The sequence below is a fragment of the Hongsoonwoonella zoysiae genome, assembly GCF_013266695.1.
GTDB lineage: Bacteria > Pseudomonadota > Alphaproteobacteria > Rhizobiales > Stappiaceae > Hongsoonwoonella > Hongsoonwoonella zoysiae.
Genome location: NZ_JABRXF010000002.1, coordinates 524,225 through 545,968, shown reverse-complemented (window position 1 = coordinate 545,968; position 21,744 = coordinate 524,225). Strand labels below are relative to the sequence as shown.

Below are 21,744 nucleotides of genomic sequence, written 5' to 3'. Positions count from 1 at the left end.
ACGGCACCACGAAACAGGAATAGCGCCGGAGGCAAATCCGCCGCCCGCGCCCATATGACCGCGGGTTATAGCTTGCCCGCACGGCGATGTCAGCGCCGAGGTGAAAGAAGATTGCCTATTGCCTGCCCGGGTGGCAGTAAACGGGGATGCGCCCGCCGAAGCTCGACCCGTATTTCGCCGCCGTATCCTCGCTGCAAGGCGTGGGGCCAAAGACCGTGAAACTGCTTGGCAACCTGTTCGGTACCGCCACTGAGCGGGAGCCGACGGTCGCCGATCTCCTGTTCCACCTGCCGCACGGCATGATCGACCGGAGAAAACGACCCGGCATCGCCTTTGCGCCCGAAGGCGCGATCGTGACCCTGGACGTGCGGATAGACCGGCACAACCCACCGCCCCGGCATAGCAAGACGCCATATCGCATATTCGCCCATGACGAGACGGGCGAAATCGCGATCGTTTTCTTTCATGCGCGGCGTGATTGGCTGGAAAAGACATTTCCCGTCGGGGCTGAGTTTCTCGTCTCCGGCAAGGTCGAATGGTTCAACGGCCGCCCGCAAATGGTCCACCCCGATCATATGGTGCCTGCCGACAAGGCAGATCAATTGCCACTGATCGAACCCGTCTATCCGCTGACGGCCGGACTGTCCGGCAAGATGCTTCACAAGGCGGTGCTGGATGCGCTGCGTCATGTGCCCGATCTGCCAGAGTGGCTAGACCCGGCATTCAAAGCGCGGCAAAACTGGCCAGACTTCAATCATGCATTGAAATATTGCCATGAACCCACTGGCGAAGAAGAGTTTTCCCTCGATTCCAATCCGATCAGAAGATTGGCCTATGACGAATATCTGGCGAACCAGCTCGCGCTTGCATTGATTCGCCGGTCGTTGCGAAAGGCGGGCGGCGTGGCACGCGCGGCAACCGGCGAGTTGAAACGCAAGGTGCTTCAGGCTTTGCCCTACAGCCTGACAGGCGGCCAGCAAGAGGCGGTGGCGGAGATCGAGGCCGACCTTGGCGAGCCGACACGCATGCTGCGCATGCTGCAGGGCGACGTTGGCTCCGGAAAAACGATCGTTGCGCTTCTGGCCTCTTGCGCCGTCATCGAGAGCGGCGCGCAAGCTGCAATAATGGCGCCCACGGAAATCCTCGCCCGGCAGCATCTGGCGTCCATCGCCCCTCTCTGCGAAGCCGCCGGCATTTGCGCCGCAGTTCTGACCGGGCGCGACAGCGCGAAACACCGCCGAGAGATTCGCGAACAGCTCGAAGCCGGCGAAATCGACCTCGTGGTCGGCACGCACGCGATTTTTCAAGGGGATGTCGCGTTCAAGGACCTCGGACTGGCGGTGATCGACGAACAGCATCGCTTCGGCGTACATCAGCGCCTCGCGCTTTCAGCCAAAGGACAGGGCGTCGACGTTCTCGTGATGACGGCAACGCCCATCCCGCGCACGCTGGTTCTAACGTTCTTTGGCGATATGGACGTCTCGCGCCTCACCGAAAAGCCGGCCGGGCGGCAGCCGATCAAGACTGTAACCGTCTCTCTGGAGCGGATCGGCGAGGTGGTCGGGCGCCTGAAGGCTGCGATTTCCGAGGGTCAGAAAATCTATTGGGTCTGCCCGCTCGTCGAGGAATCGGAGAAATCCGACCTCGCGGCGGCGGAAGAACGTTTCGGTGACCTGCAACGCGCGCTTGGTCCGCTCGTAGCACTTGTCCACGGCCGCCAGTCTGCGGAAGAAAAAGAAACCGCGATGACCGCCTTCAAGGATGGCGATGCGAAAGTGCTTGTCGCCACCACCGTCATTGAGGTCGGCGTCGACGTGCCGGATGCGACGATTATCGTCATCGAACACGCTGAACGATTTGGCCTGTCACAGCTTCATCAGCTTCGCGGGCGCGTCGGGCGCGGCTCGAAACCGTCGACCTGCCTGCTTCTTTACAAGGGCCCGCTTGGCGAAACCGCCGCCGCGCGGCTTGCCATCATGCGCGAGACGGATGACGGCTTCCGTATCGCCGAAGAAGACCTGCGCCTGCGCGGCGAAGGGGAAATCCTCGGTACGCGCCAATCCGGCACGCCGGGCTTCAAGATCGCGAACGTGGAAGTTCACGGCGACCTGATGGAAATCGCCCGCGACGATGCGCGCCTCATCCTGGAAACCGATCCGGACTTGAAGAGCCCGCGCGGCGAAGCGCTTCGGCTGCTTCTCTATCTCTTTTCGCGGGACGAGGCGGTGCGCCTGTTGCGCGCTGGATAAGCAGCTCAATCAGCCGGCTCTAGCACCGGCGGCTGCTCGCTCTTCCGGCCTGGCTTCTTCACGGCCAGCTTTCTTGGATAGTCCGGATTTACAAGGCCGGCTGAAATCACGAGCTTTGCCGCTTCCTCGACGCTCATGTCGAGTTCCATGACATCGGTTTTGGGCACAAACAAGAGAAAGCCGGATGTCGGGTTCGGCGTCGTCGGCAGGAAGACGGAAATCGTATCGGCGGACGGTTCCAGCTTGTGCGACACTTCGCCTTTCGTATCCGTAGCGATGAAAACGATCGCCCACAGCCCCTTGCGCGGATATTCGATGAGCGCGGCCTTCTTGAAGGTGTTGGAACGCTCCGCCAGCACCGTTTCGAAAATCTGCTTCAGTCCACCATAAAGGTTACGCACGAGCGGCATGCGGCCAAGCAGGGATTCGCCGTAGGAGACCAACGTCTTGCCGGCGATGTTCGCCGTCAGGAAACCCACGACCGTCAGCGCGACGAAGGCGACGATGAGCCCGAATCCGGGCACGGGAAACGGCAGATAGGTATCCGGATTATAACGCAGCGGGATGAAAGGCTTTACCCATCCGTCTATCCACTGGATCAGCGACCAGGTAAGATAAAGCGTAATCCCGATCGGGCCGGCGATAACAAGGCCAGTCAGGAAATAATTGCGAATACGCGTCATGCCCGTATGCTTCGGCGGCCTCGCGGGCACATGATCGTCCTGGCCGCTCGGGCCTTTCAATTCCGTCATAAAGTCTCCGGCGACGTGAGGCCGCAGTGAATGCGGCCAATCCCGCAACTATTCCCAGCCCCGTACTCGACCTTATAAATAGTGTAGAAAACGCGCCGATGGTATCCAAACCTTGGTGAAAGTTTGCGCAAATCCGCATCTACAGATCCTTCCAGCCGAATTCGGCCGACTTAAACCCGCATCTATCGAGGCAATATGCTGCAAAGGCCGTTGTTGAAGTCGCTTGGCGCCCTTTTCGTCGCGATCGGCCTTGTAGGTATCGTGGTGCCGCTCCTGCCGACGACGATCTTCTTCATTCTCGCTGCGTCCTGCTTCGCCCGCTCCTCGCCGGAGCTTGAACGCCGGATAATGGAACATCCGCGTTTCGGGCCGACCGTACGAGCGTAGCGCGACCATGGGGTGATCTCTCCGCGCGCGAAACTCACGGCGTTTTCAGGGATGGGAGCAGGCTTTATGCTGTTCCTCTATACCGCGTCTCCCGATCTGTCGCTTGCGATCGGCGTGGCCCTGTTTTTCCTTGTCTGCGCGGCATATGTCGCAAGCAGGCCTTCGGCACCTTGAGTAAGGGGCGTCCTTACCTCACATCCTTCAGGCCGAGCAGAACGGCGGCGCCGATCATCGCCGAGGCGGAGATGCGTTCGACAAGCCTGTAACCGGACTGCGAAACCTTTCGGGCGACCCATTCCGCCGACTTTCCGTAGAAGGTGAGAAACAGGCCATCCATCGCGATATAAGTCGCGCCAAGGATGAAGAGCTGCGGCGCGACCGGCTGGCCAGAGTCTATGAAAAGCGGAAAGAGAGAGGCAAAGAAGATCACCGCCTTCGGGTTTGTCGCCGACGTGATGAAGCCGTCCAGCCAGAGCTTCCCCAAGCTTTTGCGGGGCCTAGTGCCGGCAATCCCGACCTTGGCTTTCGCCATCCTGAGTTTCGTTACGCCCATGTAAACAAGATAGGCGACGCCAACCCATTTCACGGTGAGAAACACGGTCTCTGAAGACGTAATCAGCACCGCAAGCCCTAGGCCGGCGGCCAACATCTGTAGAATATTCGCCGTAAGATCGCCTGCAGCCGTCGCGATCGATCTGCCGAAACCGTTGGACATCGAGTTCGACAGCATCAAGATCTGGCTCGGCCCCGGTGTCGACATCAGCACCAAAACCGTCGCGACATAGCCAAGCCAGATTTCCAACGTCATCGGGTTATCCTTCCGCTCACACGATCAATACGTGCAGTTATCGGAGCGGAACGTTATTCAACGGTAACCGACTTCGCAAGATTGCGTGGCTGATCCACGTCGGTGCCCATGAACACGGCTGTGTGATAGGAAATCAGCTGCACCGGCAATGCGAACATGATCGGTGCGGCGATCTCCGGCACATGCGGCATCACAATCGTCTTCCAGGCATCGATCCCGGCTTCCGACGCTCCCTGAGCATCCGTGATCAGTATGACGCGACCGCCGCGCGCCGCAACTTCCTGAACGTTGGAGACCGTCTTCTCGAAAATTTCGTCATGCGGAGCGACAACGATGACAGGCATCGATTCATCGATAAGCGCGATCGGGCCGTGCTTCAATTCGCCTGCAGCATAGCCTTCGGCGTGGATGTAAGACAGCTCCTTCAGCTTCAGCGCACCTTCCATCGCTATCGGGAAATTAGGCCCGCGCCCAAGGTAAAGAGCGTGATTTGATTTCGAAAGCGGCTGGGCCAGCTTCTCGATTTCCGGCTCCATTTTAAGCGCCTGAAGCGCATAGGCCGGCACCTCGCCCAGGATACGCACCAGTTCGGCCTCGCGCTCGGCGCTCAGGACGCCCCGTGCCCGCCCGGCGTGTATCGCAAGACAGGCGAGAACGGCAAGCTGGCATGTGAATGCCTTGGTCGAGGCGACGCCGATTTCCGCACCCGCAATGGTCGGGAACACCACGTCGGCTTCACGCGCGATCGTCGATTCCGGCACATTGACCACAGCGCCGATGCGCATGCCTTGCTGCTTGCAGTAACGCAGCGATGCCAGCGTGTCCGCCGTCTCGCCGGACTGAGAGATGAAAAGGGCAAGATCGCCAGCCTTCACCGGCATCTCCCGATAGCGGAATTCCGACGCAATATCGATATCGACCGGGAGCCTGGCGTATTTCTCGAACCAGTACTTGCCGATCAGGCCCGCATAAAATGCCGTCCCGCAAGCGGAAATGACGAGCCGGTCCAGCGAGGCGAAGTCGACGGACAATCCTTTTGGAAGCTCCGTGCAAAGGTTGTTCAAGTCGAGATAGCGCGACAGCGTATGGCCGATCACTTCGGGCTGCTCGTAAATCTCCTTAAGCATGAAGTGGCGATAGTTGCCCTTGTCCACCTGAACAGCCGTCGCCGTGCTCGTATGCTCAGGCCGCGAGACGGGGGTGTTGCTTTCGTCGAAGATTTCAAAGCTGTTGCGCGTGAGGACCACCCAGTCACCATCTTCGAGATAGGTGACACGGTCGGTGAAAGGCGCGAGCGCGATGGCATCCGAACCAAGATACATCGCGCCGTCGCCATGACCGACGGCAAGCGGCGACCCGCGCCGGGCGCCGATCATCAGATCTTCCTCACCCTTGAAAATTATGGCGAAGGAAAATGCTCCCTTCAGACGCTGCAGCGTTTCGGCAACAGCTTCCCTGGGCGTCTTGCCGGTTTGCAGAGCCTGCGTGATGAGATGGGCCACGACTTCGGTATCCGTGTCCGTATCAAGCACCGCACCCGCTTTTTTCACCTGCTCGCGAAGGTCCAGGAAATTCTCGATGATACCGTTATGGACGACGGCGACCTGATCGGTCGCGTGCGGGTGGGCATTGCGTTCGGTCGGCGCGCCGTGCGTGGCCCAACGGGTGTGACCGATGCCGGTTGCGCCGGCGAGAGGCTCGCTCTTTAGCGCCCGCTCAAGGTTCCTGAGCTTGCCTTCGGCGCGGCGTCGCAGGATCTCTCCGTTGACGATCGTCGCGACTCCAGCAGAATCGTAGCCGCGATATTCCAGCCGCTTGAGCGCGTCGACCAATTGATCGGCGACGCCTTCCCTGCCCAGGATACCGACAATTCCGCACATGCAGTTCACCTTTCAGGAAATGAAATCTCTAGCCCTGTCAGACGCTTCCATACCCGAATCCCGATCTGGAAGAACAATCAATCCCTGTTTCGTTTCGTAACAGGCAGTATGCGCTATCGAAGGCCGCAGCAGAAATGCCCTTGCCCTGCTCCCCAGCCGTACACGAAACGGTGTTTCCGCGGAACTTTTAACGCTTGTTAACCATAACCGTCGTTTCCTCGTTCGTGCGCCTCAAAGATTCGATCCTGAAAGTCATCGACGTGAAAGTGCCGTCCAACCGTTCCTCCAAAAAGGTCCATTCCGGCAAGCGGGTGGATATTGCCTGGGCATTCGTCTGGGGCGCGGGCGCGGTGTTATTTGCCGCGGTTGCGGTTGGGTCATACTTCTTCTCCCCCGCGATTCGTGGGGCGAACGATCTTTACGCCTCACTTCCGCTGCCACCTGCCAGCGGCGAAGTGACGACAACGGGCGCGGTCGCCGCGGACGGCGAAACGGTGAATTTCGCAGTTTACCCTTCCGGCGGCGGGCTCATAGCGCAGCAGTCCACCACCCGTATGCAGTCCGAGATCGCGACCTTGCGCAGGGAAATTGCCGGTCTGCGCCGCAATCTCTCGGTTCTGGAGCGCCAGAACGACGGTTTGTCGCGCCGTCTCGCCGCCATCGAAGGCGGCAAACACGCGGAGGCGCAGTCATTGAAGCCGCAAGAGGCAGGGGAGCCGTCAAGCCCTGCCGCTTCCGCAACGCCGGAAACACCCAGACCGCGCGTGGAAACGCTTCCCGCCCCTGAAATTCGAGAGGTCGACGAAGTTCATAGCAAAAGCGGGATTGGCGCCTCGGCCTCCGGTGTCGATTCGGCAGCGCCGGTTCGAATCGTTGCCCTTCCGCCAGCCGGCGAACCTGCCACTGTCGGTTCCATCCCGGCTGAGGCCCTCTCGCCCGGGCACGAGACCGGAGAACAACCCGCGCCCGTTCTTTCCATCGCTCCCCCTGCGGGAAAAACAGACGGCGAAGCGCTTTCGCGCACGGATTTCGCCGCCGACCTCGGCCTTTATCCCTCCGAAGACGCAGCGCGAAAAACGCTTTCGGCCATAGAAGAACACCTGTCGCTTCTTTCAGGAGACGTAGAGCCTCGCGTTAGACCTGCTCAAGCGGGTAAAGGTGCCAAGAATAACGAGGTGCGGCTGCTGCTTGGCCCATTTGCCAATGCCGCCGACGCAGCGGCTGCCTGCGTGCTGCTTTCCGCCCGTAACCTTGCTTGTCGTCCGAATATTTTCGCAGGCGATTTATTGCACGATGAATGAACCGGCCTGACGTGCAATTCGGTTCACGACGGGTTATACGCGACACGGATCCGTCTGCGGGTTCATCGTTATCTCTTTCAAAATGGCCGCTTCATGCGCTTTCTGATCGATGAAAAATCGCGGGCATTCGTGCTGCTCACGGTCATGCCTCTGTTTTTCTCCTCGAACCTCATTATCGGCCGTGCGGCAGTGGAGGCAGTGGAACCCTGGACACTCGCTTTTCTGCGCTGGACGCTTGCGTTCGCCGTCCTGCTTCCGTTCGCGATGCCTGGAATCAGCCGGAATGCACACATTTTTCTGCGCCACAGGGGCTTGATTGCGATCATGGGCTTTCTCGGCATGTGGATCTGCGGGGCCGGGGTCTATTTCGCGCTACGCTTCACCACCGCCACGAACGGAACACTGATCTACACATCCTCTCCGGTGCTGATCCTTCTTCTTGAATGGATTTTCCGCGGCCGAAGAATCGCTCCGCGTGAAATCATCGGGATCGTGCTTGCGATCGCCGGCGTCGTCACAATCGTAGTCAAGGGTTCCTTGTCGGTACTCCTCGGCCTCGATCTGAATGCCGGCGACCTCGTCTTCGCTTTGGCCGCGCTGAGCTGGGCCGTATATTCCGTCCTGCTCAAGCGTCCGGAATTTACGGGCGTGCCGACCCTGTCACTGTTCGCCGTACTTGCGTTTGCCGGTGCGGTTTCGCTACTACCGTTTACCGCGCTTGAAATCGCGGTGACGGAGCGGTTTCCTGAAAGCTTACCTGCGTGGTCGTCGATCGCGGGTATCGCGCTCGTATCATCGGTGCTCGCTTTTTCCTGCTTTCAATATGGCGTCAAGGTGCTTGGCCCTGCAACCACCGGCGTCTTCATGTATCTGCTTCCACCTTATGGTGTGATGATGGCGGTGGTGTTTCTCGGCGAAGATCTTGAGCTCTATCACCTTTCAGGGTTTGTCCTTATCATGGCAGGTCTTGTCCTCGCCACCGCGCCGGTTGCGCTTGTAAGGCGCGTTATCGCACTGCTGCCCTTGCCGACCGCGAGGTGACACCAATAAAAAAGCGGGCCTTGGGGCCCGCTTTTCCAAAACCCATCGCTTTCCGCGCTCCATCAGCCGACCGCAGCGAATTGGGGAAACGCTTCCAGTAGCCAATAGGAAAGAGCCGCCATCTGCCCTGTCATAAAGGCGACACCGGTTATGATGAGGAGCACGCCCATTGCCCGTTCAACGGTCATCATATGCCGCTTGAAACGGCCCATGAACTTCATGAACGGGCCGGCGAATAAAGCAGCCGCCAGGAACGGGACGCCAAGTCCCAGCGAATAGGCCCCAAGCAGAGTTGCCCCACGCAGAACGGTGTCTTCCGATCCGGCAATGAAAAGGATGGCCGCCAGGATCGGGCCGACGCACGGCGTCCAGCCGAACGCGAAAGCAAGGCCGATGACATAAGCGCCAATCAGGCCGGCGGGCTTCTTTTCCACCTGGAAGCGCGCTTCGCGATAGAAAAGGCCGATCTTGAAAATACCGAGAAAATGCAGACCCATGACAATGATTATGGCGCCTGCGACATAGGCCAGCGTTTGTACGTGTTGGGTGACGAACTGACCGATCAGCGATGCGCTGGCGCCAAGCGAAACGAAGACCGTCGAAAAGCCGAGCACAAATAACAGCGCCGTCAGGAAGACACGCCGCGCATCCGCTTTTTCCTCACCTTCACCTGTGAGTTCATCAAGGCTCACGCCTGCCAGAAAACCCAGATAGGGTGGCACAAGCGGCAAGACGCAGGGCGACACGAAAGAAATGATGCCAGCCACGAATGCGCCCAACACCGTTACTTCACTCAACATGAAACCGCGTTCCCTTTTGTTGCTCTCGCAGTATCGAAGCACCGCCCTCAACGATTTGAAAGCAGGACGCTCCGGTTAGCGATTTGACGAATTCCCAGCGTTCCTAAGGCCATCCCGCATGATCCGCAACGCGCCGAAGTGTCGCTTGAGACCGGCCCCGGTCCGAGGGTGATTTGTGCCAGACTATAATGATGGGAGAAATCGTAGTCTTCTCAACCTTCTGCGAGGCCGCAGTGAGCAATATGAAGCCGCGGCCGGGGAAGCTGTTCGTCAGTCTCAGTTGTTGCTGTCCAGCCAACCGCGCTCCAGATAGTAGCGCTTCGCTCCCGGATGAAGGGGGGCTGTAAGCGAGTCGCGTATCATTTCCCCGATGGTGAGTTGCTCAAAGGCCGGGTGCCTGCTCTTGAAGGTTTCGAAATCATCGAACACGGATTTGACGACCGCATAGACAATCTCGTCAGAAATATCCTTTGACGTGATGAACGTTGCGCCGACGCCGAAAGTTTCTATGTCTTCTTTGTTGTTATACATGCCAGCCGGAATAACGGCTTTCCGGTAGTAAGGATATTTCGCAAGCAAGCTTTCGACACCTTTGCCGCCGACGGAAACAAGCTTTGCCTCGCAAGAGGAAATCGTCTCCTGCGTCAGTGCGGAAGGGTGGCCCACTAGCCAGAAATAACTGTCAAGTTTTCCTTCGCAAAGCGCCTGGCCCACGTCCGCGGACTTGAGTTGTGTGGCCTCGCCCAGGGAATTGCGATCCACAAGGCCCTCGGCTTCCATCACCTCCCAGGTGGCATATTGGCCGGAACCGGGATTGCCGATGTTGACGCGCTTTCCCGCGATATCCTCCAGCGTGGTTATTCCGGCATCCGTGCGCGCCAGCATGGTAACCGGCTCGGCATGAAGCGAAAACACCGCGCGTAGATCTTCAAATGCCCCTTTATCCCATTGCCCCCTGCCCTGATAGGCATTCGCCTGCACATCGGACTGAACAATGCCGAATTCCCGCGATCCACTCTCGATCGCCCGGATATTGTCGAGCGAACCGCCCGACGGTTCGGCTATGCAGCGAAACCCGTGCCGGTCGCGGGAATTATCGACAAGCTGACAGATCGCCAGCCCGGCAGGATAGTAGACGCCGGTTACGCCCCCCGTGCCGATGGATACGAAATGGCGCTGGTCAGATGTCTGCGCCCGAAGTGATTGTCCGAAGGCTGCAGCGAAACAAACTGCCACGACGGCTATTGCGATCGGCCGCATGCTTCCCTCCGGTAACGGTGATTGGTATTGAGCTGTTAGAAGGCGCTATTTTGTCGGTCAAATCAGGCTTGGGCAACAAACAAATGAACAGTAAACTGCCCCACCCTTCCAGCGACGGCCTATCTCACGTTTTGTGTCAAAAGTCCGTTATATTCGCAGTCTCCGTCAGCTCCCGCCCATCTCGTCGCTTTCAATCACAGAAAGAACTTTGCCTTTAAGCTCGCTGCTGGTCATGCCATTGCGCAGATCCTCGCGCCACTGATCGATGATCAACCGCAGCGGCAAAGTGGTTCTGTCACTTGGCAGGTTTTCAAGATATTTTGTAAAATACCGTTCCAGCGCCTCCTTATCGAGCAGATTTTGCTCCCAAAGACCCTGGATGAGCACCATCGTCGCGGCAATATGTCCCTTGACGAATTCCATCTCGACGCTGCTGGCGCCGACGGTCGGCGACTTGTCTTCACTCATGGCATCTTCAGCCCCGTATTTCCGAAAACCGCATCTAGCCTTTTCTTGAGTACGGATCACATGCCCGTCGGATCAATTTTCCTAAACTTCTCCGGCATTACCCATCCTTTTCCGTCCAAATCTCATCCACTCTTGATATCCTCGTCTTTCGGTCGACGAGGGCTTGCCCTTGCCCAAACGAGTCGCTATGTCTTCGCTCCATCGACGGACATCGTTCCGGAGCTTGGTGAGAGCCTGTAGCTCAGCTGGTAGAGCAACTGACTTTTAATCAGTAGGTCCAGGGTTCGAGCCCCTGCGGGCTCACCAAACTCGTCAATATCTTGGCCAATGTCAGACATTGCGTCCAAGATGAATGGTCAGCTGCGCGCATGTGCCACGGCGCGGTGATCTTGTGAAGATCATTCGCGGGTTCGTCGAAGCATCTCTCGAACATTCCCTCTCCGCCGCCGTGAGCTTTGTATCCAGGCACCGATCAAACTAGGCACTGCCATGAGAGCGCGAACCTCTCCGTAACGCCAGTTTTTCCAAGGCACCATGTCGGCATGTCTCTTCCGCCAGATCCGTTTTGGACCCGGCACGATGTGCTTCGGCTCCGTGGGCGTTTTCCGCTTCCAGGCAATTATTGATCACGATCAACGACAGAACACCGACGGGGGAGCAGTGTGGCCGCTCAGGTAAGGAGCAGGACAATGTTTCCCCATGCCGCCCGCTCAACCGATAACGTTACCCTGCCGGTCGAGGATGTAATTATCCAACCCTCGGGCCTGCCCGGAATTTTGCACTTGCCGGAGCATCCCCATGGGATTGTGATCTTCGCGCACGGAAGCGGCTCAAGCCGCCTCAGTCCGCGCAACAGCCAGGTTGCCGAGGGGCTTGGTGCAGCGGGCTTTGCAACATTGCTGTTCGATTTGCTGACGCATGACGAGGCGATAGACCGCCGCAAGGTATTCGACATCCCACTTCTGGCCGATCGGCTGGTGAACTCTATCAAATGGGTCGAGGCCTACGAAAAGACATCGCGCCTTCCTATCGGCCTGTTTGGTGCAAGCACCGGCGCCGCTGCGGCACTTATCGCCGCAGCAGCTTTCGGACGCCGTATTTCCGCCGTCGTTTCACGCGGCGGGCGGCCGGACCTCGCCGCTTGCGCATTTTCCTCCGTGTCATCGCCGACCTTATTGATCGTAGGCGCCGCCGACAGGGATGTTCTTGCCCTCAACGAGGATGCTCTGGCGCAGCTTCGCTGCCAAAAGAAGCTGACGATCGTTCCGGGCGCAACCCACCTTTTCGACGAACCCGGCGCACTTGAGGCTGTGATCCGCGAAGCTTCCGACTGGTTCACCGCCCGTATGACTACTCCGAGGCGACAGGCTCGCGCAGGTTGATCTGATGATGTTCGACGACCGCACAGATGCCGGCCGGAAGCTGGCCGGAAAACTGTCCGACTATAAAGGCCGGGACGCCGTCGTCCTGGCGCTTCCTCGCGGCGGTCTGCCGGTTGCCGCGCAGATCGCCGAGCAGCTCGATGCTCCGCTTGACCTGCTAATCGTTCGAAAGATCGGCGTACCCTGGCAACCCGAACTTGCCATGGGCGCATTGATAGACGGCGACGAACCGGTCACTGTTCGCAATGACAACGTCATCCGGCTTGCCTGGGTTTCTGCCGGCGATTTCGACAAGGCGGCCGAACAGGCACTGAAGGAGATCGAGCGCCGGCGGCAACAGTACATCGACGATCGCCCGCGCGCCGGGATCGAGGGGCGAATTGCCATCGTCGTGGATGATGGCATTGCCACGGGAGCGACGGTACGAGCGGCAATCCGTGGCCTGAGCCGGAAGAACCCGGCAAAAATCATTCTCGCGGTCCCTGTTGCTCCGCCCGAAACGATCGCAGAACTGGCGCGGGAGGTCGATGAAGTCATTTGCCTTTATTCGCCTGAAACGTTCCAGGCGATCAGCCCCTACTACCGGCATTTCGATCAATTGGACGACAAAGAGGTAATCGGCATTCTCACCGCGCATCCGATCGCCCCGGCAAAACAGGGCGTAACGAAATCCAATTCAGCTTGATGTTCGGCGCGACGCCAAAAGACAATCGCACCTCGGAGGAGAAGGCCGAAGCCATGCAAGTATCGCCTCAAATCACCTTCAAGGGGCTGGAATCCTCGCCCCGGATAGAAGATACGATCCGCAAGCGGATCGAGCGCCTTGAACAATTTCACAGCCGCATGACGTCCTGCCGTGTAACCGTCGAATTGCCTCACAGGCACGGCCACAAAGGCAAGATCTATCACGTCCATGTCGACATAACTGTTCCTGGCGCGGAAATCGTCGCGGGCCGGGAACCGGAAGAAAACCACGCCCACGAACACGTTATGGTGGCGATCCGTGATAGCTTCAACGCCGCACAGCGTCAGTTGGAGGATGCCGTTCGAAAGATGAGCGGACACCGCATCAAGCCCGAACCCATGAAATCACATGGCACAATAGTGCGAATGGTGGCGGATGAAGGTTTCGGCTTTATTCGCGCGCTTGACGGGCGGGAGTTCTTCTTCAGGCGCGAGAGCCTGACCGCCGACGGGCAGTGGGATGACCTGACGACCGGGATAGACGTCAGGTTTACCGAGCACGAAGGCGAGAAAGGTCCGTATGCGTCTGCGGTGGCACCGGTATAGCGAGACTAGCGATTTCCTTAGTGGCGGCGCCGCCACAAAAGAGGGGAAACGGCCATTCGAAGACACAAAAACAAAACGACGTTCAGCGTCGAATTCACCGGGTTTCTGGACGCGGACGGCAGAACCACGTGCGAATTGCCGGCATTCGCCGTGGATGCGCGAAACCTTTTGCCTCTCTACCGAGCAATGGTGCTGACCAGAACCTTCGACGAAAAAGCCGTCGCGCTTCAACGGACGGGAAGGCTTGGCACCTATGCGTCCTCGCTCGGGCAGGAAGCGGTTGCCATTGGCGTTGCAAGTGCGATGCGTCCCGAAGATGTGCTCCTGCCCTCGTTTCGCGAGCAAGGCGCACAAATCTGGCGTGGCGTTGCGCTGAAAGAAGCGCTCCTTTATTGGGGCGGCGATGAACGTGGCAGTGCTTTCAAGGAACAGAAGGAAGACTTCCCGGTATGCGTTCCGGTCGGCACGCAGTTTCCTCATGCGGCGGGTGTCGCCGCCGCCTTTCAATCACGCAATGAGAAGCGGGTAGCGGTTGCCGTTGGCGGCGACGGCGCAACCTCCAAAGGCGATTTCTATGAAGCGCTGAATGTTGCCGGCGCCTGGAAGTTGCCCGCCGTCTTCATCATCAACAACAATCAGTGGGCGATCTCTGTGCCACGCTCGGCGCAGACTGCAGCCGAAACACTCGCGCAAAAGGCAATTGCCGCAGGCATGCCGGGCGCACAGGTGGACGGCAACGATGTCATCGCCGTACGTGACGCGGCATCGAGGGCAATCGAGCGCGCGCGCGACGGTGGCGGACCTAGCCTCGTGGAAGCCGTGTCCTACCGGTTGTCGGATCATACAACCGCCGATGATGCCCGCCGGTACCGCGATGAAAAGGAAGTTTCCGCGCACTGGAAGGAAGATCCGGTCGCGCGCCTTCGCACCTACCTGGTTTCCCAAAATGCCTGGTCGAAGAGCGATGAAGAAACGTTGATCGGCGAATGCGTGCAAGCGGTCGGCGCCGCGGTCGATGAATACCTTTCCGCAGGCGTCGCAAACGTCGGCGATATCTTCGACTACCTCTATGCGCGATGCCCGCCCGATCTGGCGCATCAGCGCGACGAGGCTGTCGCTTTCGCCCGGGAGTCTGACGATGGGTGAGATCACACTCGTCGAAGCGGTACGGCTTGCCTTGGCGCGCGCCATGGAAGAAGACCCGCATGTCATCGTACTGGGCGAGGATGTGGGCGCCGACGGCGGCGTATTCCGGGCAACCGAAGGCCTGTTGCAACGCTTCGGTAACATGCGCGTACGCGATACTCCCCTTTCGGAATCGGCAATCGCCGGCGTGTGCGTAGGGCTTGCGGCGCAGGGCTTCAGGCCAGTTGGCGAAATCCAGTTCATGGGGTTCATCTATCCGGCTGTCGACCAGATCGTCAGCCATGCATCACGGCTCAGGAACCGTACGCGAGGCCGCCTTGCCTGCCCCATGGTTCTGCGCGCGCCATATGGCGGCGGCATACACGCGCCGGAGCACCATTCGGAAAGCACGGAAGCGATCTTCGCCCATGTTCCGGGCTTGAAGGTCGTTATCCCCTCTTCGCCTTCCAGAGCTTACGGCCTTCTGTTGGCGGCCATCCGGGATCCCGATCCCGTAGTCTTTCTCGAGCCCAAACGCATATACCGCGCCTTCAAGGAAGATTTCGCGGACGACGGCTCGGCCCTCGACTTGGGCCGCTGTTTCACCTTGCGCGAAGGCGATGACCTGACTTACGTGACCTGGGGTGCGATGATCATGGAAACGCTGGCGGCGGCCGATGACCTCGCGGAGGACGGCATCCGCGCGGAAGTGATCGATGTGGCGACGCTGAAGCCGCTAGACGCCGATACGATCTTGAGATCCGTCGACAAGACGGGCCGTCTTGTCATCGTGCACGAAGCCCCGCTCACCGGCGGTTTCGGCGCGGAAATCTCAGCCCGGGTAGCCGAAGGTGCGCTCGCAAGCCTTCTGGCGCCGGTGAGACGGGTGACGGGGTACGACACGGTGATGCCGCTTCCAAAGATGGAGCATCACTACATGCCGTCGAAGGTGCGAATTTTGAAAGCCGCGCGCGAGACGATGGAGTACGCATGAAGACCTTCACGCTGCCGGATCTCGGAGAAGGGCTGCAGGATGCAGAGGTGGTCGCCTGGCATGTCAGCGAAGGTGCAAGGGTCGTTGCCGACCAACCCCTCGTCTCAGTGGAAACCCAGAAAGCGGTTGTCGAGGTGCCTGCCCCGTGGTCGGGAACTGTAACGGTGTTGCATGCCAAACCCGGCGACATCATCGAGGTCGGCGCGCCGGTCGCCGATTTCGATATTGAAGGCACTGGAGAGGACGCCGGCGCCGTTGTCGGTACCCTGTCTAAGGAAAGCACTGCGGCTGCAAGCTTGCCCTCCCGGCGGGAGGGTTCAGCCATAAGGGCGGTTCCGGCAGCCCGCAAACTCGCAGCCGATCGCGGTATTGACCTGGCCGCTATCACAGGCACGGGCCCGGACGGAACGATTACCCGAAAGGATGTGGAAGCCGCGGCGTCGCAGCCCCCCAGCGAAGGCTATGAACCCTTGAGGCGCGTGCGCCGGGCGATGGCCCGCAACATGGCGCGTGCGCATGCCGAAGTCGCCACCACCAATGTCACCGACGAGGCCAACCTGTCCGGCTGGAAAGCCAACGAAGACATCACGCTTCGTCTCGTCCTCGCCACCGCCGCCGCCTGCAAGGCGGAACCTGCATTGAACGCCTGGTATGACGGCAGACGCGAGGCGAGACTGCTGCACGCCAGGATCGACCTTGGAATTGCGACGAACACGGAGGAAGGCCTGTTCGTGCCCGTATTGCGTGATGCCGGCAATCGGTCGAAGAAGGATCTGCGCGCTGGGCTCAACGCCATGCGCAAGGATGTGGAAGCGCGCACGATCCCCGCACATGAACTTCGCGATCAGACCATCACCTTGTCGAATTTCGGCATGATCGGCGGGCGCCATGCAAACCTCGTCGTCATGCCGCCACAGGTGGCAATCGTCGGCGCCGGGCGGATCACCACGGAACCGCGCATCGTGGAGGGTAAGGTGGCGGCCTGCCGGGTGATGCCCTTGTCGCTCACATTCGACCACCGGGCGGTAACAGGCGCGGAAGCCGCTCGGTTTTTGATGAAAATTATGAAGGCATTGGAGGAATGAATGGCCGAAAGCATCTTCCGTTTTGCTGACGAGATCGGCCCCTCGAAGATTGTTCATCTTTACAATCCTGCCGTTGACCTCAAGGCGATTGTCGTTGTCGACAATATCGCGGCGGGACCGGCAATCGGCGGAACGCGCATGGCACCCGATGTGAGCGTCGACGAGTGCTTCCGCCTCGCCCGCGCGATGACGCTGAAGAATGCCGCTGCCAGCCTCCCCCATGGCGGCGCGAAGTCCGTCATATTCGGCGATCCGGCCATGAAGAGCGCCGACAAGGAAGCCCATATTCGTGCATTCGCCTGCGAAATACGGGATCTAGTGGAATACATTCCCGGCCCCGACATGGGCACGAATGAAACCTCCATGGCCTGGATAAAGGACGAAACAGGACGGTCCGTCGGACTGCCGCGCGAACTTGGCGGAATACCGCTTGACGAGATCGGAGCGACCGGATTTGGCCTGGCCATAGCTGCCGAGGCTGCGGAGCCGTTCTGCGATATCGAACTTGCAGGCGCGCGCGTCGCGATCCAGGGCTTCGGTGCGGTGGGCAAGCATGCCGCGCGCTTTCTCACCCAACGTGGAGCGGTGCTCGTGGCGGCATCGGACTCCAGTGGCGCGATCCACGATCCGGACGGTATCGACGTCGCCGATCTCATCGCATTCAAGGAAAGCGGAGGCCAAATCGGCGACTATGAAAAAGGCCGGAAGCTCGGCAGCGATGACATAGTCGGCACCGCCTGCGACATCTGGATACCCGCCGCCCGCCCCGACGTTCTTCGCATGGATAACGTCGACCGGGTCGACTGCAAATTGGTGCTTCAAGGCGCGAATATTCCGGTGACGCCGGAAGCCGAAGCACGCCTTCACGAGCGCGGCATTCTTTCTCTTCCGGATTTCATTGCGAATGCCGGCGGCGTCATCTGCGCATCCGTCGAATATCGTGGCGGCACCGAAGCGGACGCATTACGCACGATTGAGGAAAAGATCCGCCGCAATGCGAATGAAGTGCTCGAACGCGCAAGAGACGACAACTCCACACCACGCAGGGCAGCCGTAGAATTGGCAACGGAACGTGTACGCAAAGCCATGCACCTGCGAAGGTGGCATTCTCAATAGAATGATACGACTCCTGGAAGCCTGTTTCTGGAGGTCGCAAAAGCTTCTACCTGAGCCTTTTGAAATTCTTCGTCGATCGTTCCGCGCCGCGTTTGATATTTCTGGCTTTGGCAAACGGCAGGCAAGCCCGCCCGCAGGGTATCGGCCAGCTCATCCATTGTTTTTGTAAGCTTCCGGCCTCTCCTGCCTGAAACTCGATCGCGACATACCGAAAAAGGTTCGGTGTGGAAGGGGATCCCGTTCTCCAGAGGAGACACCTTTGTTTTCGTTGAAAAATTCCCCTTCAGTAAAATAAATTCAACCATAGATACTTGAACGAACACAAGGCAATACATCAAATTGAATTCGTATTTCAGCTCCATTACCGGATATAATTTATACGGATTCTTACTTAGAAGAGTAAATATCGGCGATGCATACTTCTGATGTGGTAAACTGCAATGGCAGTCGGGTGTATCCAGCTCGTATTTAACGATGGGAGGATAAACTATGACGCTTTACCTGTACCAAGGCGCTTATACGCCCGAATCCTGGGCCGCGCAGCTTGCCGATCCTCAAAACCGTGTAGAGACCGTAGGAAAGGCGGTGTGCGAATCCGTCGGCGGAAAGCTCGTCGGTGCATGGCTTTCATTCGGCGAATTCGACATCGCCCTCATCATGGACGTTCCGGATAATGTCAGCATGGCGTCCGTAGGCATGGCCGTCGCGGCCGGTGGTGCCATGAAGTCCGGCAGGACAACGGTTTTGATGAGCGGGGAAGACGGCGTCGCGGCGATGCGTAAGGCATCATCCGTCACCTACAAACCGAAGAAATAGCTATTCTCTGCCGAAGCACCGGTTACATCGCACCCCCGGGAGTGAATTCACTTCCGGGGTGCAATTGATTGCCGAAACGAGAGTATATTTGGGTTTATCATCTAACTTTCGACCGAGATCAGCCCGTTCTCGATGCTCCCGGCATGTCGGCGGCGAACGATTTCTGAAAGGATGGAGATGGCGATCTCTCCGGGATCAACGCCGCCCAGATCCAGTCCGGCAGGGGATACGAGGCGGGCAAGCCGCTCAGGCGCCATTCCACTTTCAGCGAGTTTCTGCTTCAGGAATTCGGCTTTCCGCCGGCTGGCGACCATTCCCACATAGTCTGCAGGGCTTTCAATCGCCGCACGAAGTGCCGCGAGATCGCCCTCGCCCTGCGTCGCGACGATGACGAAGTCGCCCGCCGACAGTCCAAGCTCCGAAAGATCGGCATTTTCGATCAACCGGTATTGACCGGCGATTCCATCGGGATCGACGGTCGCCGCTATGTCGTACCCGAGCATTGCGGCATGACGCGCAACTGCTCGGGCGATCGGCGTTTTCCCGAATATCACTACCATCGGCGGCCTGCGGTATGGCTCAAGCAGAATATCAACGGTGCCGCCCGACGGGCAGCCGCTTTTGTAAAGCCTCACTCCGTCATCGTCTTCAAGCGAGACGACGGTCTCCGACGGCTTGACCCGGATTATGCCCGGCTCGCCGGACGACAAGGCCTCGACGGCAGCCTTGCGGGCCGCGCCTTGCACGCATCCCCCACCCAGATGGCCGATGATTTCTCCTGTATCCGTTATCGCTGCCTTGCAGCCGGCCTTGGCGGCCGTAATACCGGCAGCGCGCAGCACGGTCGCGACGCAAAACGGACGCCCCTCCGCGCGAAGCCGTTCGATTGTGTCGAAAATGTCGAAGCTCGTCATGATATCGACTTTCAAAGCTTGGCGAATTCACCCTCAAGTGCTGACAGCGCCTCAAGCGTGTTTGCCGGAAGATGCGCATCCAAATAGGGAAGCGCGGCGGATATTCCTGCCGCAACCGGCGCGAAATCCCGCCAGCCCTTGAGCGGATTTAGCCAGACGATGCGTCCCGCTTTCCGGCGAATGCGTGCAAGGGCAGCCGCCAGTTTGCGCGGCTCGGAGGTACAATATCCATCGGAAAGGATGATCACCACCGTACGCCTGTTGAGCGCCTTTGCTGCATAGGCGTCGGCGAAAGCCGAAAGGCTGCCGGCTATATCGGTGCCGCCACCGAAACCTTCGGCCATCAGGGAAAGGCGCGCGGCCGACCTCAACGCGTCCCGGTCACGCAACGCAGGCGTAACCCGCATCAGCCGCGTATGGAAAAGATAGGCCTCGGTCGCCCCTTCGGCGCTTACGAGCCCCTTTACAAACGAAAGGAACACACGCGCATAAACCGACATGGAGCCTGATACATCGGCAAGCGCCACAATCCGCATTGGCCGGTCGGGCCGACGCTTGAAGGCAAGGTCGAGCGGATCGCCGCCCCGCGCAAGGCTCTTGCGGATGATGCGCCGCATGTCGGGTGCCACGCCCTTACGCGCGGCCTTTCGCCGGCGGGACCGCCTATCCCTGATCGCACGTGCAAGATCATGCGCGATGATCTCGGCGCGGCGCAGCGTCTCCTCATTCATGAGTTCGCGAAGATCTTTGCGGGTAAACGCATCGGTGCGTGTGGCAAGAAGCCTGCCTTCCGTGCTCTCGACCCCTTCATCGTCAGAACCCGGCGAACCGGATTCTGGCTCGCTGGAAGCATTGCCATCCGCATCTACGCCAAAATGCGGCTGCCAGATCGTCGGGCGGCGCAATTGGGTTCGAATATGGGTCGATTGCCGTGCTTCGCGATGCTGACGGCCCGCATTGAACCAATAGGCGTCAAACAGATCGTCGAATCTGCGCCAATCCTCCGCACCGGTGGCAATCAGTGTTTTTAACGCCAACCGCGCTTGATCGGGGTCAACTGCGTCAACCAGCGCAAGCGCCCCTAGCGCATCCGCCGTTTCACCCGGTCCTGCTTTCATGCCGTTCAGGCGCAGGTGCGCCATGAAGCCGGATACCCGCTCCGCAACGCCGGAGGCGCGAGCGGGAAATCGGGTGACCGTACTCATGCCGCCTTACCGATCAGCCGCTGGAGCACTTCGCCCGGCACGGCGTCCCGGTCCGCAGCGGTCTTGAGCAGACAGACGATGCTCGCCTGAACCGAGGCGGGATCATCGGCCAGATCGTTGACACCAAGCCCCGCAAGTGCCGCCGCCCAGTCGAGCATTTCGGCGACACCGGGCTTCTTTTCCAGCTCCTCGCGCCGCAGCGCCTGAACGACACCGACGATCTGCGTGGCAAGGCGCGGCTCGAGTTGCGGCCCGCGACGGGCGAGGATCGCCAGTTCCGTTTCCTTGTCGGGATAGGAAATATAAGCGTAGAGGCAGCGGCGGCGCAGCGCATCCGACAGGTCGCGCGCCCCATTGGCCGTCAATACGACCATCGGGCGCGACTTGGCTTGAATCGTACCGAGCTCCGGTACGGATACCTGGAAATCTGACAGGATTTCGAGAAGATAAGCTTCGAACTCCTCATCAGCACGGTCGATCTCGTCGATCAGAAGAACAGGCGGCTCGTCTTGTGAAATCGCCTCCAGAAGCGGACGGCGCAACAGGTATTTTTCCGAAAACAGCCGCTCTTCGACGGCACTGGCGGCCTCACCCTCTCCCGCCGCGCGGATCGCCAGCAACTGGCGCTGGTAGTTCCATTCGTAGATCGCGGCGGAAGCATCGAGCCCTTCATAACACTGCAGCCGGATCATCCGTGCGCCGCGCACCTCCGCCAAGGCCTTGGCGATCTCCGTCTTGCCGACGCCGGCCGGCCCTTCAAGAAGAAGGGGCCGCCCAAGCGACAGCGCCAGATAGAGCGCCATGGCCAGATTTTCATCCGCGACGTAGCCGGCCTCGGCGAGTTGAGATTGAAGGTCCCGATGGTTCATTC

Annotated in this window: 22 protein-coding genes and 1 tRNA gene; 13 read left to right on the top strand and 10 right to left on the bottom strand. The window is 59.3% G+C overall.

The window, feature by feature from the left end; genetic code table 11:
* Positions 1 to 146: 146 nt before the first annotated feature.
* Complete coding sequence (recG, locus tag HPQ64_RS13725; protein WP_172889049.1) at positions 147 to 2,249, top strand: ATP-dependent DNA helicase RecG; 2,103 nt, start codon at positions 147 to 149, stop codon at positions 2,247 to 2,249.
* Between the two features lie 5 nt (positions 2,250 to 2,254).
* Here recG and HPQ64_RS13720 read toward each other — a convergent pair whose 3' ends face one another.
* Positions 2,255 to 2,932 carry a DUF502 domain-containing protein gene (locus HPQ64_RS13720; RefSeq protein WP_172889597.1) on the bottom strand — a complete coding sequence of 226 codons (678 nt, stop codon included), beginning with the start codon at positions 2,930 to 2,932 and terminating at the stop codon, positions 2,255 to 2,257.
* Between the two features lie 264 nt (positions 2,933 to 3,196).
* Between HPQ64_RS13720 and HPQ64_RS20730 the strand changes: the two genes are divergently transcribed.
* Positions 3,197 to 3,388 (top strand): YbaN family protein, encoded by a 192-nt coding sequence (locus HPQ64_RS20730; protein WP_343036003.1) that lies wholly within the window; start codon positions 3,197 to 3,199, stop codon positions 3,386 to 3,388.
* 187 nt (positions 3,389 to 3,575) lie between these two features.
* Here the strand turns inward: HPQ64_RS20730 and HPQ64_RS13710 are convergent, their stop codons facing one another.
* Entirely contained in the window at positions 3,576 to 4,196 is a 621-nt protein-coding gene (locus HPQ64_RS13710) for a LysE family translocator (RefSeq protein ID WP_172889048.1), read from the bottom strand.
* A 53-nt stretch (positions 4,197 to 4,249) separates the two neighbouring features.
* Positions 4,250 to 6,076 carry a glutamine--fructose-6-phosphate transaminase (isomerizing) gene (gene glmS / locus HPQ64_RS13705; protein ID WP_172889047.1) on the bottom strand — a complete coding sequence of 609 codons (1,827 nt, stop codon included), beginning with the start codon at positions 6,074 to 6,076 and terminating at the stop codon, positions 4,250 to 4,252.
* 194 nt (positions 6,077 to 6,270) lie between these two features.
* On the opposite strand from glmS, the gene HPQ64_RS13700 reads away from it, so the two are divergent.
* Both HPQ64_RS13700 and HPQ64_RS13695 read left to right on the top strand, forming a co-directional pair.
* Positions 6,271 to 7,377: a hypothetical protein gene (locus HPQ64_RS13700; RefSeq protein ID WP_172889046.1), complete on the top strand. Its 1,107-nt coding sequence runs from the start codon at positions 6,271 to 6,273 to the stop codon at positions 7,375 to 7,377.
* Between the two features lie 93 nt (positions 7,378 to 7,470).
* Positions 7,471 to 8,418, top strand: coding sequence for a DMT family transporter (locus tag HPQ64_RS13695; protein ID WP_210260268.1), 948 nt, complete (start codon positions 7,471 to 7,473; stop codon positions 8,416 to 8,418).
* 62 nt (positions 8,419 to 8,480) lie between these two features.
* Here the strand turns inward: HPQ64_RS13695 and HPQ64_RS13690 are convergent, their stop codons facing one another.
* The 3 genes from HPQ64_RS13690 to HPQ64_RS13680 form a co-directional block, all read right to left on the bottom strand.
* Positions 8,481 to 9,218, bottom strand: a complete 738-nt coding sequence (locus tag HPQ64_RS13690) for a cytochrome c biogenesis CcdA family protein (RefSeq protein ID WP_172889045.1) — start codon at positions 9,216 to 9,218, stop codon at positions 8,481 to 8,483.
* Between the two features lie 276 nt (positions 9,219 to 9,494).
* Positions 9,495 to 10,478: a TAXI family TRAP transporter solute-binding subunit gene (locus tag HPQ64_RS13685; RefSeq protein ID WP_172889044.1), complete on the bottom strand. Its 984-nt coding sequence runs from the start codon at positions 10,476 to 10,478 to the stop codon at positions 9,495 to 9,497.
* A 165-nt stretch (positions 10,479 to 10,643) separates the two neighbouring features.
* Positions 10,644 to 10,946 (bottom strand): hypothetical protein, encoded by a 303-nt coding sequence (locus HPQ64_RS13680; RefSeq protein ID WP_172889043.1) that lies wholly within the window; start codon positions 10,944 to 10,946, stop codon positions 10,644 to 10,646.
* A gap of 230 nt (positions 10,947 to 11,176) precedes the next feature.
* On the opposite strand from HPQ64_RS13680, the gene HPQ64_RS13675 reads away from it, so the two are divergent.
* The 8 genes from HPQ64_RS13675 (at position 11,177) to HPQ64_RS13640 (ending at position 17,938) form a co-directional block, all read left to right on the top strand.
* A tRNA-Lys gene (locus HPQ64_RS13675) sits at positions 11,177 to 11,252 on the top strand.
* Between the two features lie 383 nt (positions 11,253 to 11,635).
* A complete protein-coding gene (locus tag HPQ64_RS13670) occupies positions 11,636 to 12,328 on the top strand; it encodes a dienelactone hydrolase family protein (protein ID WP_172889042.1) in 693 nt (230 codons plus the stop codon).
* Between the two features lie 4 nt (positions 12,329 to 12,332).
* Positions 12,333 to 13,013, top strand: a complete 681-nt coding sequence (locus tag HPQ64_RS13665; protein WP_172889041.1) for a phosphoribosyltransferase — start codon at positions 12,333 to 12,335, stop codon at positions 13,011 to 13,013.
* A gap of 53 nt (positions 13,014 to 13,066) precedes the next feature.
* On the top strand, positions 13,067 to 13,618 hold the full coding sequence (locus HPQ64_RS13660; protein ID WP_172889040.1) for an HPF/RaiA family ribosome-associated protein: 552 nt from the start codon (positions 13,067 to 13,069) through the stop codon (positions 13,616 to 13,618).
* A gap of 54 nt (positions 13,619 to 13,672) precedes the next feature.
* Positions 13,673 to 14,764 (top strand): pyruvate dehydrogenase (acetyl-transferring) E1 component subunit alpha, encoded by a 1,092-nt coding sequence (pdhA, locus tag HPQ64_RS13655; protein ID WP_172889595.1) that lies wholly within the window; start codon positions 13,673 to 13,675, stop codon positions 14,762 to 14,764.
* Positions 14,757 to 15,737: an alpha-ketoacid dehydrogenase subunit beta gene (locus HPQ64_RS13650; protein ID WP_172889039.1), complete on the top strand. Its 981-nt coding sequence runs from the start codon at positions 14,757 to 14,759 to the stop codon at positions 15,735 to 15,737. The genes pdhA and HPQ64_RS13650 overlap by 8 nt, the downstream gene beginning before the upstream one ends.
* The gene (locus HPQ64_RS13645; protein WP_172889038.1) at positions 15,734 to 16,822 is read left to right on the top strand and encodes a dihydrolipoamide acetyltransferase family protein; all 1,089 of its coding nucleotides are present in this window, start codon (positions 15,734 to 15,736) and stop codon (positions 16,820 to 16,822) included. The genes HPQ64_RS13650 and HPQ64_RS13645 overlap by 4 nt, the downstream gene beginning before the upstream one ends.
* Complete coding sequence (locus tag HPQ64_RS13640; protein WP_172889037.1) at positions 16,823 to 17,938, top strand: Glu/Leu/Phe/Val family dehydrogenase; 1,116 nt, start codon at positions 16,823 to 16,825, stop codon at positions 17,936 to 17,938. It abuts the gene before it with no gap.
* Here HPQ64_RS13640 and HPQ64_RS13635 read toward each other — a convergent pair.
* Complete coding sequence (locus HPQ64_RS13635) at positions 17,932 to 18,300, bottom strand: AAA family ATPase (RefSeq protein ID WP_172889036.1); 369 nt, start codon at positions 18,298 to 18,300, stop codon at positions 17,932 to 17,934. The two genes, HPQ64_RS13640 and HPQ64_RS13635, sit on opposite strands and share 7 nt — an antisense overlap.
* Positions 18,301 to 18,427: 127 nt before the next feature.
* On the opposite strand from HPQ64_RS13635, the gene HPQ64_RS13630 reads away from it, so the two are divergent.
* The gene (locus HPQ64_RS13630) at positions 18,428 to 18,754 is read left to right on the top strand and encodes a GYD domain-containing protein (protein ID WP_172889035.1); all 327 of its coding nucleotides are present in this window, start codon (positions 18,428 to 18,430) and stop codon (positions 18,752 to 18,754) included.
* Positions 18,755 to 18,855: 101 nt separating this feature from the next.
* Here HPQ64_RS13630 and HPQ64_RS13625 read toward each other — a convergent pair whose 3' ends face one another.
* Genes HPQ64_RS13625 through HPQ64_RS13615 form a run of 3 tightly spaced genes read right to left on the bottom strand, consistent with a single transcriptional unit; the run spans position 18,856 to position 21,742 of the window.
* Positions 18,856 to 19,668 carry an XdhC family protein gene (locus HPQ64_RS13625; RefSeq protein WP_172889034.1) on the bottom strand — a complete coding sequence of 271 codons (813 nt, stop codon included), beginning with the start codon at positions 19,666 to 19,668 and terminating at the stop codon, positions 18,856 to 18,858.
* Between the two features lie 11 nt (positions 19,669 to 19,679).
* The gene (locus HPQ64_RS13620; protein WP_172889033.1) at positions 19,680 to 20,873 is read right to left on the bottom strand and encodes a vWA domain-containing protein; all 1,194 of its coding nucleotides are present in this window, start codon (positions 20,871 to 20,873) and stop codon (positions 19,680 to 19,682) included.
* On the bottom strand, positions 20,870 to 21,742 hold the full coding sequence (locus HPQ64_RS13615; RefSeq protein WP_172889032.1) for an AAA family ATPase: 873 nt from the start codon (positions 21,740 to 21,742) through the stop codon (positions 20,870 to 20,872). The genes HPQ64_RS13620 and HPQ64_RS13615 overlap by 4 nt, the downstream gene beginning before the upstream one ends.
* Positions 21,743 to 21,744 lie beyond the last annotated feature (2 nt).

Bases quoted from the DNA above. Each gene is read 5' to 3' on its own strand.
- HPQ64_RS13670 (WP_172889042.1), top strand. From the start codon at position 11,636: ATGTTTCCCCATGCCGCCCGCTCAACCGATAACGTTACCCTGCCGGTC.
- HPQ64_RS13660 (WP_172889040.1), top strand. From the start codon at position 13,067: ATGCAAGTATCGCCTCAAATCACCTTCAAGGGGCTGGAATCCTCGCCC.
- HPQ64_RS20730 (WP_343036003.1), top strand. From the start codon at position 3,197: ATGCTGCAAAGGCCGTTGTTGAAGTCGCTTGGCGCCCTTTTCGTCGCG.
- glmS (WP_172889047.1), bottom strand. From the start codon at position 6,076: ATGTGCGGAATTGTCGGTATCCTGGGCAGGGAAGGCGTCGCCGATCAA.
- HPQ64_RS13720 (WP_172889597.1), bottom strand. From the start codon at position 2,932: ATGACGCGTATTCGCAATTATTTCCTGACTGGCCTTGTTATCGCCGGC.
- HPQ64_RS13685 (WP_172889044.1), bottom strand. From the start codon at position 10,478: ATGCGGCCGATCGCAATAGCCGTCGTGGCAGTTTGTTTCGCTGCAGCC.
- HPQ64_RS13635 (WP_172889036.1), bottom strand. From the start codon at position 18,300: ATGGAGCTGAAATACGAATTCAATTTGATGTATTGCCTTGTGTTCGTT.
- HPQ64_RS13615 (WP_172889032.1), bottom strand. From the start codon at position 21,742: ATGAACCATCGGGACCTTCAATCTCAACTCGCCGAGGCCGGCTACGTC.
- HPQ64_RS13710 (WP_172889048.1), bottom strand. From the start codon at position 4,196: ATGACGTTGGAAATCTGGCTTGGCTATGTCGCGACGGTTTTGGTGCTG.
- HPQ64_RS13695 (WP_210260268.1), top strand. From the start codon at position 7,471: ATGCGCTTTCTGATCGATGAAAAATCGCGGGCATTCGTGCTGCTCACG.
- recG (WP_172889049.1), top strand. From the start codon at position 147: ATGCGCCCGCCGAAGCTCGACCCGTATTTCGCCGCCGTATCCTCGCTG.
- HPQ64_RS13630 (WP_172889035.1), top strand. From the start codon at position 18,428: ATGACGCTTTACCTGTACCAAGGCGCTTATACGCCCGAATCCTGGGCC.
- HPQ64_RS13645 (WP_172889038.1), top strand. From the start codon at position 15,734: ATGAAGACCTTCACGCTGCCGGATCTCGGAGAAGGGCTGCAGGATGCA.
- HPQ64_RS13680 (WP_172889043.1), bottom strand. From the start codon at position 10,946: ATGAGTGAAGACAAGTCGCCGACCGTCGGCGCCAGCAGCGTCGAGATG.
- HPQ64_RS13690 (WP_172889045.1), bottom strand. From the start codon at position 9,218: ATGTTGAGTGAAGTAACGGTGTTGGGCGCATTCGTGGCTGGCATCATT.
- HPQ64_RS13625 (WP_172889034.1), bottom strand. From the start codon at position 19,668: ATGACGAGCTTCGACATTTTCGACACAATCGAACGGCTTCGCGCGGAG.
- HPQ64_RS13665 (WP_172889041.1), top strand. From the start codon at position 12,333: ATGATGTTCGACGACCGCACAGATGCCGGCCGGAAGCTGGCCGGAAAA.
- HPQ64_RS13650 (WP_172889039.1), top strand. From the start codon at position 14,757: ATGGGTGAGATCACACTCGTCGAAGCGGTACGGCTTGCCTTGGCGCGC.
- HPQ64_RS13620 (WP_172889033.1), bottom strand. From the start codon at position 20,873: ATGAGTACGGTCACCCGATTTCCCGCTCGCGCCTCCGGCGTTGCGGAG.
- HPQ64_RS13640 (WP_172889037.1), top strand. From the start codon at position 16,823: ATGGCCGAAAGCATCTTCCGTTTTGCTGACGAGATCGGCCCCTCGAAG.